Origin of the sequence: Turicibacter sp. GALT-G1, assembly GCF_025594995.1 — a bacterium.
GTDB classification, from domain to species: Bacteria; Bacillota_I; Bacilli_A; order MOL361; family Turicibacteraceae; genus Turicibacter; species Turicibacter bilis.
In genome coordinates this window covers 39,227-46,070 of the sequence record NZ_JAMQUS010000075.1, presented here as the reverse complement: position 1 = coordinate 46,070, position 6,844 = coordinate 39,227, and the positions used below count along the sequence as shown (strand labels likewise).

8 protein-coding genes are annotated in these 6,844 nt (G+C 32.3%); 6 read left to right on the top strand and 2 right to left on the bottom strand.

What is annotated here, in order from left to right; genetic code table 11:
- Window positions 1–307: 307 nt before the first annotated feature.
- From NEH74_RS12275 to NEH74_RS12250, 6 genes are all read left to right on the top strand, one after another.
- Window positions 308–1,039, top strand: a complete 732-nt coding sequence (locus NEH74_RS12275; protein WP_055305440.1) for an ABC transporter ATP-binding protein — start codon at window positions 308–310, stop codon at window positions 1,037–1,039.
- A gap of 13 nt (window positions 1,040–1,052) precedes the next feature.
- Complete coding sequence (locus NEH74_RS12270) at window positions 1,053–1,877, top strand: ABC transporter permease (protein WP_055305439.1); 825 nt, start codon at window positions 1,053–1,055, stop codon at window positions 1,875–1,877.
- A 12-nt stretch (window positions 1,878–1,889) separates the two neighbouring features.
- Complete coding sequence (locus NEH74_RS12265) at window positions 1,890–2,663, top strand: ABC transporter permease (protein WP_055305438.1); 774 nt, start codon at window positions 1,890–1,892, stop codon at window positions 2,661–2,663.
- A gap of 15 nt (window positions 2,664–2,678) precedes the next feature.
- A complete protein-coding gene (locus NEH74_RS12260) occupies window positions 2,679–3,377 on the top strand; it encodes a response regulator transcription factor (protein ID WP_055305437.1) in 699 nt (232 codons plus the stop codon).
- A gap of 2 nt (window positions 3,378–3,379) precedes the next feature.
- A complete protein-coding gene (locus NEH74_RS12255; protein WP_055305436.1) occupies window positions 3,380–4,795 on the top strand; it encodes a sensor histidine kinase in 1,416 nt (471 codons plus the stop codon).
- 127 nt (window positions 4,796–4,922) lie between these two features.
- Window positions 4,923–5,513: an HD domain-containing protein gene (locus NEH74_RS12250; RefSeq protein WP_055305435.1), complete on the top strand. Its 591-nt coding sequence runs from the start codon at window positions 4,923–4,925 to the stop codon at window positions 5,511–5,513.
- An 18-nt stretch (window positions 5,514–5,531) separates the two neighbouring features.
- On the opposite strand, the gene NEH74_RS12245 is transcribed toward NEH74_RS12250, so the two are convergent.
- Window positions 5,532–5,987: a threonine/serine exporter family protein gene (locus NEH74_RS12245; RefSeq protein WP_055277194.1), complete on the bottom strand. Its 456-nt coding sequence runs from the start codon at window positions 5,985–5,987 to the stop codon at window positions 5,532–5,534.
- Window positions 5,988–5,997: 10 nt separating this feature from the next.
- Window positions 5,998–6,753 carry a threonine/serine exporter ThrE family protein gene (locus NEH74_RS12240; RefSeq protein WP_055241852.1) on the bottom strand — a complete coding sequence of 252 codons (756 nt, stop codon included), beginning with the start codon at window positions 6,751–6,753 and terminating at the stop codon, window positions 5,998–6,000.
- Between the last annotated feature and the right edge of the window lie 91 nt (window positions 6,754–6,844).

The following is a 6,844-nucleotide window of genomic DNA, read 5'->3' as shown; positions in this document are numbered from 1 at the left end:
AATTAATTGTAACCTATCCATTATTTATAATAATTTGAAGTAAGTGTATATATGATTTACCTTTGAATAAATTCACCTTTTTTAAATTTAGATAACCATTTGATTTAACTATTTGGAAACGATTAGATTCTCTATTTAGTATTGTGTTATGTTAAATAATGACTGCTTCTTATATAAACCATAAAAAAGATGTAACTTTACGGTTCATAGTAAAGTTACATCTTTTTTATGTGAAAGTTTCTTTATAAAATCTTTAAAATTTTATTATAAGATCCGCTCAGTTAAGAAGTTAAAGGAGTGATTATTAATGAATGAAGTGTTAGTTGTTCAAGACTTAAGTAAAAAGATTAGACGACGTGAGATTATTAAGGATGTTAATTTTCAAGTATCTAAAGGAGATATTTGTGGATTTATCGGACCAAATGGAGCTGGGAAAACAACGATCATTCGAATGCTGACGTCGCTTGTGAAACCAACATCAGGAGAGATTTGTTTAAATGGATACGATGTGATAAAAAATCGAAAAGAAGCACTAAAGCATTTAGGTGCCATTGTAGAGTCCCCTATTTTCTTTTCTCATATGAGTGGAGAAGAAGCTTTAATGAATTTAGCATTATTGATTCCCAATCAATCTAAAGTAAAGCGTCAGCAAAAAGTATCTGAAGTACTTGAGATTGTAGGGTTAAGTGAACGAAAAAAAGATAAGATTTCAACGTATTCTCTTGGAATGAAGCAACGTTTAGGTATTGCACAGGCGTTACTAAATGATCCAACAGTTATTATTTTAGATGAACCGGCTAATGGATTGGATCCAATCGGAATAGTTCAGTTAAGAGAGTTAATTTTGAAATTAAATCAGGAACATAACATTACTTTCTTTATTTCAAGTCACCTTCTAGATGAACTTCAGAAAATTTGTAATCGACTCGTCATTATTAAAAAGGGTGAGATTGCTTGGAAAGGAACAAAAGAGGATTTTTTAAACTTAGGTCAAGAAGGTGCCTCACTAGAGGAAGTATTTATTCAGCTCATTCAATGAGGAGGGACGAAAGATGAAATTACTCATAAAAAATGAAGCCATGCGCTATTTTAAAAAGAAGTCATTATGGGGCTTATATTTATCCATCCCTTTAATGGTAGCACTCATGGTGTCACAAGCAGTAAAGGCAAATGAAATAGTCTCAGTTGAAAAAGTCGCAACCTTTCATACATTTGCTTTATATATGCCGTTACATAAGATTTTTACGTTTTATCTATTTGCAATTCCTGTTATTATGACGGGAATGAGTATTGCTTCTGAGTATGAAAATAGTGAAATTCGGATGATTTTAATTAGAGGATATAGTACGAGACAAGTATATTTGGTTAAGCTTTTGATTCTCCTACTTAGCTTATTTCTTTTCATTGTAGCTTATCTGATTTGTTCTTATATTATTGGTTTTATCATGTTTCCTAAAGAAAATCAGATCATTAGTTTTTTAAGTCATGAAGCATTAAATCCAACTCAATGTTTATTATTAACGGTTAAATATTATATAGCGGTTTTACTGATTTTATCGGTTTTTACATTGGGAATCTCCTTGCTAGCGATAATGGTTTGTTCTGTTGTGACAACGACCGTGTTTGGAATGTTATTTATTTTAGGTGGCTTTGGGTTTTATTTAATTCTTCAAGTGATACAACCTTATCTATTCAGTTTAGACGTCAGTCTATTTAGTTTGTGGTCACTACCTATGATGCAATTAAAAGGAATTTACTCAATGATTACCGGACATCAAGAGATGTTACGTGAGAGTGTCATCGTTTTAAGTGTTTATTTAAGTGTTTTTTTAGGATTAAGTTATTACTTAACAGGAAAGCAAGATCAATTTATTTAATGAGGTGATAGTTTGAAAATATTAATACAAAGTGAATTGTCGCGTTTAGTTATGAGGCGACGAACAATTATTATTTTAATTTTAAGTGTTTTAGCCTTTTTATTTTTAGCCTTTTTTAATAGTTCCTTTGGGATTGGATTTTATGATCCTAACCAAACGGCAAAATTAGATGCATTAAATTTTGCCCCCTTTGTTCTAAGAGATTATCATTTTTATCTCGTGTTAGTCCTTTGTCCATTGTTAGTCGTTGAATCATTTAATCGCGAGCGTACAAGTGGTGAATATCGAATAGTCATGATTCGCCCTTACTCAAGAACACAGTTTTATAGTGCAAAGATCATTAGTTTAGCCATCATCATGGGAATCTTAATGTTCATACTATGGATCTTAGCGATGATTTTAGGAGGTGTATTATTGCCACAGACTCCGGCTACTTCCTTTTTTAACCCAGAGGTTTCGTATACGATGTCTGAAGCTATCTTTTTTAATTTCAAGTTTTATTTAGTCGAATATTTTATGTTGCTTGCAATAATTAGTGTGATTAGTAGCATTAGTTTATTGTTATCAAGTCCGTTATTAAGTTATGTAGCATCTATTTTCTTATTGTATGGAATAGGGTTTTCAATAGTACCATTTGAATTTTTAGCAACTTCGACACGTTCAATTTTTGATTTGTTATTAGGCATAGAAGCAGGAGGTCATGTTATACTAAGTTTAATAGTTATTTTAGGACTAGGCATGGGAAGTTCATATGTCATGTTTAAACGAAACGATTATTTATCTTAGGAAAGAGGGAGAACAATGAGTCAAAAGCTATTAGTCGTTGATGATGATTTAGAAATTTTACAGATGTTATATGATGCTTTAAGTGATGAGGGCTATCTTGTTTATCGAGCTCAAAATAGTAGCGAAGCTATCAAGCAATTAAAACAGCATCCTGATTTAATCATTTTAGATGTCATGATGCCTGGACAGAATGGGTTTGAGTTATGCAAAGCTATTCGAGACTCTGTGACATGTCCTATTTTATTTTTAACGGCTAAAGTTTTAGAATCAGATTTGATTGAAGGGTTAGCGATAGGAGGAGATGACTACATTAAGAAGCCATTTAGTTTAAGAGAATTAAAAGCAAGAATTACTGCTCATCTTCGTCAAGTGAATCGTCGTTCAGAAGTTGAACCAAGCTATTTAATGTTTCAAGATATTAAAATTAATTTAAAAAGTAAAGAAATTTTATATAAGGAAGAGTTGATTTCATTTACAAAGCGAGAATATGAAATTATCGAATTATTAGCACTTAATCGAAACCAAGTTTTTTCAAAAGAAAAAATTTATGAGAAAATTTGGGGATTAGAGGCAGAAGGGGATTCACAAACGATTGCGGAACACGTTAAAAAAATAAGAGCTAAATTTTTAAAAGTAGACCAACACTTTAATTATTTAAAAACGGTATGGGGAATTGGCTATAAGTGGAGTGAGGATCAAGAAGGGAAGTTTTAATATTGTTTAAAAAATATTCGTTATCAAAACAAATTAATTTAAGCTTTCTTGCCATTATTAGCTGTACATTTATTAGTACTATTGCTGGTTGGTTTATTATTTTTGTTATTGCACTTCATTTTCTTTACCCAGCGAACTATTATGATCAGCAACTTCCTAAATGGATTGATTATGTAAATCATCATTCGAGTGAATTGTTAAATGGACATGGAGAAGAAGAGTTAAATCAATTGCTCGACTTTGAAGATGTGACATATCAGGTTATTAATTTTGAAAAGAATGAAAGTTATGGAAATAGTGAAGTTAAGGAATGGACAAAACAACAATTACTTTTAAAAATAAATACTCGTGACATTGATTTTTATAATAATACGAAGCACTATATTCCATTGTTAACAAGTACGGACGAGCTAGGTGGATGCATCATCATCACGTATCCAATCCGAATGATTTCAATCCAAAATAACTCATTGATTTATAGTTTCTTTTCTTTATGTTTCTTATCTCTTCCATTTTTGTTCTTAGGCTTTTATATGTGGTTATTTGGTCGTAAACTTAGAATCAATATTTTAGTTCCTATACGAAAGCTTACATGGGCCGCTAAAAACATTAACAATAATAATTTAGAGTTTGAGCTTTCTTATGACTATCGAAATGAATTCCAAGATGTTATTGTTTCATTTGAACAAATGCGCCAAACATTAAAAGAGTCATTAAATGAACAATGGAAGATTGAGCAACAACAAAAGGAGTTAATTAGTTCTTTAGCTCATGATTTAAGAAGTCCATTAACGGTCATAAAAGGTCATGTTGAAATGCTTCAAGACGGAGCTTATCGTTATGAAGATCGATGTGTTAAATATTTAAATGTGTTAGAAGGAGCTACATCTCGGGCGATACTGTTAGTGGAAGATTTAAATCTATTATCTCAAGTTGAACAAGTTGACTTTAAATTGACAAAAGAAGGTGTCCTAGTGAAAGACTTTTTCTTAAGTCAAGTAAGCTTATATGAAGGATTAGCTAAACAGCGGAATATAAATTTAACGCTCAATTTAAAAGATATTAATCCTTGTTTACAAGTAGAAATAGATCGAAATCAAATAGCACGTGTCCTTGATAATCTTGTGATGAATGCTTTTAGATATGCTCCACATTCATCTACTATTACAATTCATCTTGATTCAGATGATTATAATTTGTATGTTGAAGTAATTGATGAAGGAGAGGGGTTCTCTGATTATGATTTAAAATATGGGATCAACAAGTTTTACCGAGGAAATAAAGCACGAACTAAAGATGGAGGTAGTGGATTAGGACTATATATTAGTAAACGCATTATTGATTTACATGATGGATCGATGAAATTAACTAATACGCTAACAGGTGGAGCACGGGTTATAATTACGTTACCTATTTGAATTATTTAATTGGAATCAATTGTTTTAGCTTTAGTTCTTATCAATAAAGCAAATAACAGATTGTAAATTCTCTCAATAGCTTCAGTAATTATTGTGTTATAATAATTAAAATAAAAGGAGGATTTATATGATGACCGACCGTTTTAAGAAGCAGTTAGATTTCTTTTTGGAGATTGATAAGGTTAAAAATATTTTACGTATGACTTCGATTGCAGACGGATCTCGTCGTGAAAATGACGCAGAACATTCATGGAGCTTAGCAATCATGGCATTTTTATTTGTAGAGTATGTGGATGAAAATGTTGACCTTTTAAAAGTGATAAAGATGGTGTTAATTCACGATTTAGTTGAAATTTACGCAGGTGATACCTTTTGCTTCGATGAAGAGGGAATGCAGGATAAAGAAGCACGTGAACAAGCATCAGCAGATAAAATTTTTGGTTTATTAGAAACTGATCAAGGTCAAGAGTTGCGTATTTTATGGGAAGAGTTTGAAGCATGTGAAACACCTGAAGCTGAATATGCAGCTATGCTTGATCGACTACAGCCATTAATTATGAATTATGTGAATGAGGGTGGAACTTGGGCACAGCATGAAATTTCTGTGGAGCAAGTTTATAAAAGAAATCAAATTACGCTTGAAAAAGGACCACAAGCCTTTAAAGATTTAATTCATCATGTTGTTGAAGAGTGTGTAGCTAAAGGTTATATTAAATAGAAAAAAGTCGCCGTTAAATTAACGAGCGACTTTTCTTTTGTTTTTATCTAATTTGATTCGATTAGTTAGACGAACGAGTGATGATACGAGTAGAATACCAAAGGCTAAACATCCTGCAATAGCAATCGTGTGGACAAATGTGGATAAAAAGGCGTCAATGTTTCCATCAATAAAGTGTTCCATTGTATAATAAATTCCGCTACCAGGAACGAGAGGAATTAAAGCAGCAATTAAGTAAACTGTGACAGGTACTTTATGCAGACGAGCCATAATTTCAGCATAAAGAGCAATTACAACGGTTGCGATGAAATATTGACTTAAATCAGTTCCAAAAAATGCTGATAGCTCAAACGCAAGCCACCCTAAAGCTGCACCAAATGAGGCAAAGAAGACCATTTTTCCACGAATATTAAAGATGACACAAAAACCAATCGTAGCTACGAATGAATATAAACAAGATAGCAAGATTTTCATCGAATTCCTCCTAGAAGTATGATGCTAAAGATAAAGCGATCCCAGTTCCGAGTGCAATAGAGGTAGCTGTTAGTAACGCTTCTGTCATTTTTGTTTGGCCAGCAATAAAGTCACCTGCAATGACGTCACGAACTGAATTAGTAATCGCTACTCCCGGAACTAATGTCATGACAAGACCGATAATAATCTTATCCACTTGTTGTCCTATTCCAAGATCACAAGCAAATGTTGTTAAAAAAGCGCACATTAAACTACACAAGATGGTAATGAAAAATGGATTTGTTCGGAATCGACTCAGATGAGATGAAACAATCTTAATGAGCGGTCCAATTAAAAGTGCACAACAAGCGTCCAGAAGTGTTCCACCGAAAAAGAGGGTAAAAGTTGAGCACGTGATGGCATAGGCTAATAATTGAACTCTGAAGCTATAAATAGGACGATTTGCAATGACCTCTAATTCTTCTTTAACTAATTTCAACTCTGGTGTTGTTTGACAGATTTGTCGACATAAATTGTTTAATCGTTCAACTTTATCTAAGTTAGTTGAGCGATCATGAATCCTTTTTGTCTTTGTAATATTAATATTTTCTGGCGTTGTAATCGTGATAATAATGGTCGTTGGGACAGCGTAGACATCGACCTCTTTAGCACCGTAAGCTAGTCCCATCCGTTGAATCGATTCTTCGACGCGATATATTTCAGCTCCATTTTCAAGAAGCATTTTTCCTAATTGAGTACTTACATTTAATAATTTATTAAAATCCATATTTAACACCTCACGGAAAGTATAACACAAGCAAACGAAATAATGACAAAAATCTTTGAAATTGACAAATCTAGTAATTAATTATATAAAA

Coding starts and splice junctions, on each gene's coding strand:
- NEH74_RS12240 (WP_055241852.1), bottom strand. CDS start 6,753: ATGGATTTTAATAAATTATTAAATGTAAGTACTCAATTAGGAAAAATG.
- NEH74_RS12245 (WP_055277194.1), bottom strand. CDS start 5,987: ATGAAAATCTTGCTATCTTGTTTATATTCATTCGTAGCTACGATTGGT.
- NEH74_RS12250 (WP_055305435.1), top strand. CDS start 4,923: ATGATGACCGACCGTTTTAAGAAGCAGTTAGATTTCTTTTTGGAGATT.
- NEH74_RS12260 (WP_055305437.1), top strand. CDS start 2,679: ATGAGTCAAAAGCTATTAGTCGTTGATGATGATTTAGAAATTTTACAG.
- NEH74_RS12270 (WP_055305439.1), top strand. CDS start 1,053: ATGAAATTACTCATAAAAAATGAAGCCATGCGCTATTTTAAAAAGAAG.
- NEH74_RS12275 (WP_055305440.1), top strand. CDS start 308: ATGAATGAAGTGTTAGTTGTTCAAGACTTAAGTAAAAAGATTAGACGA.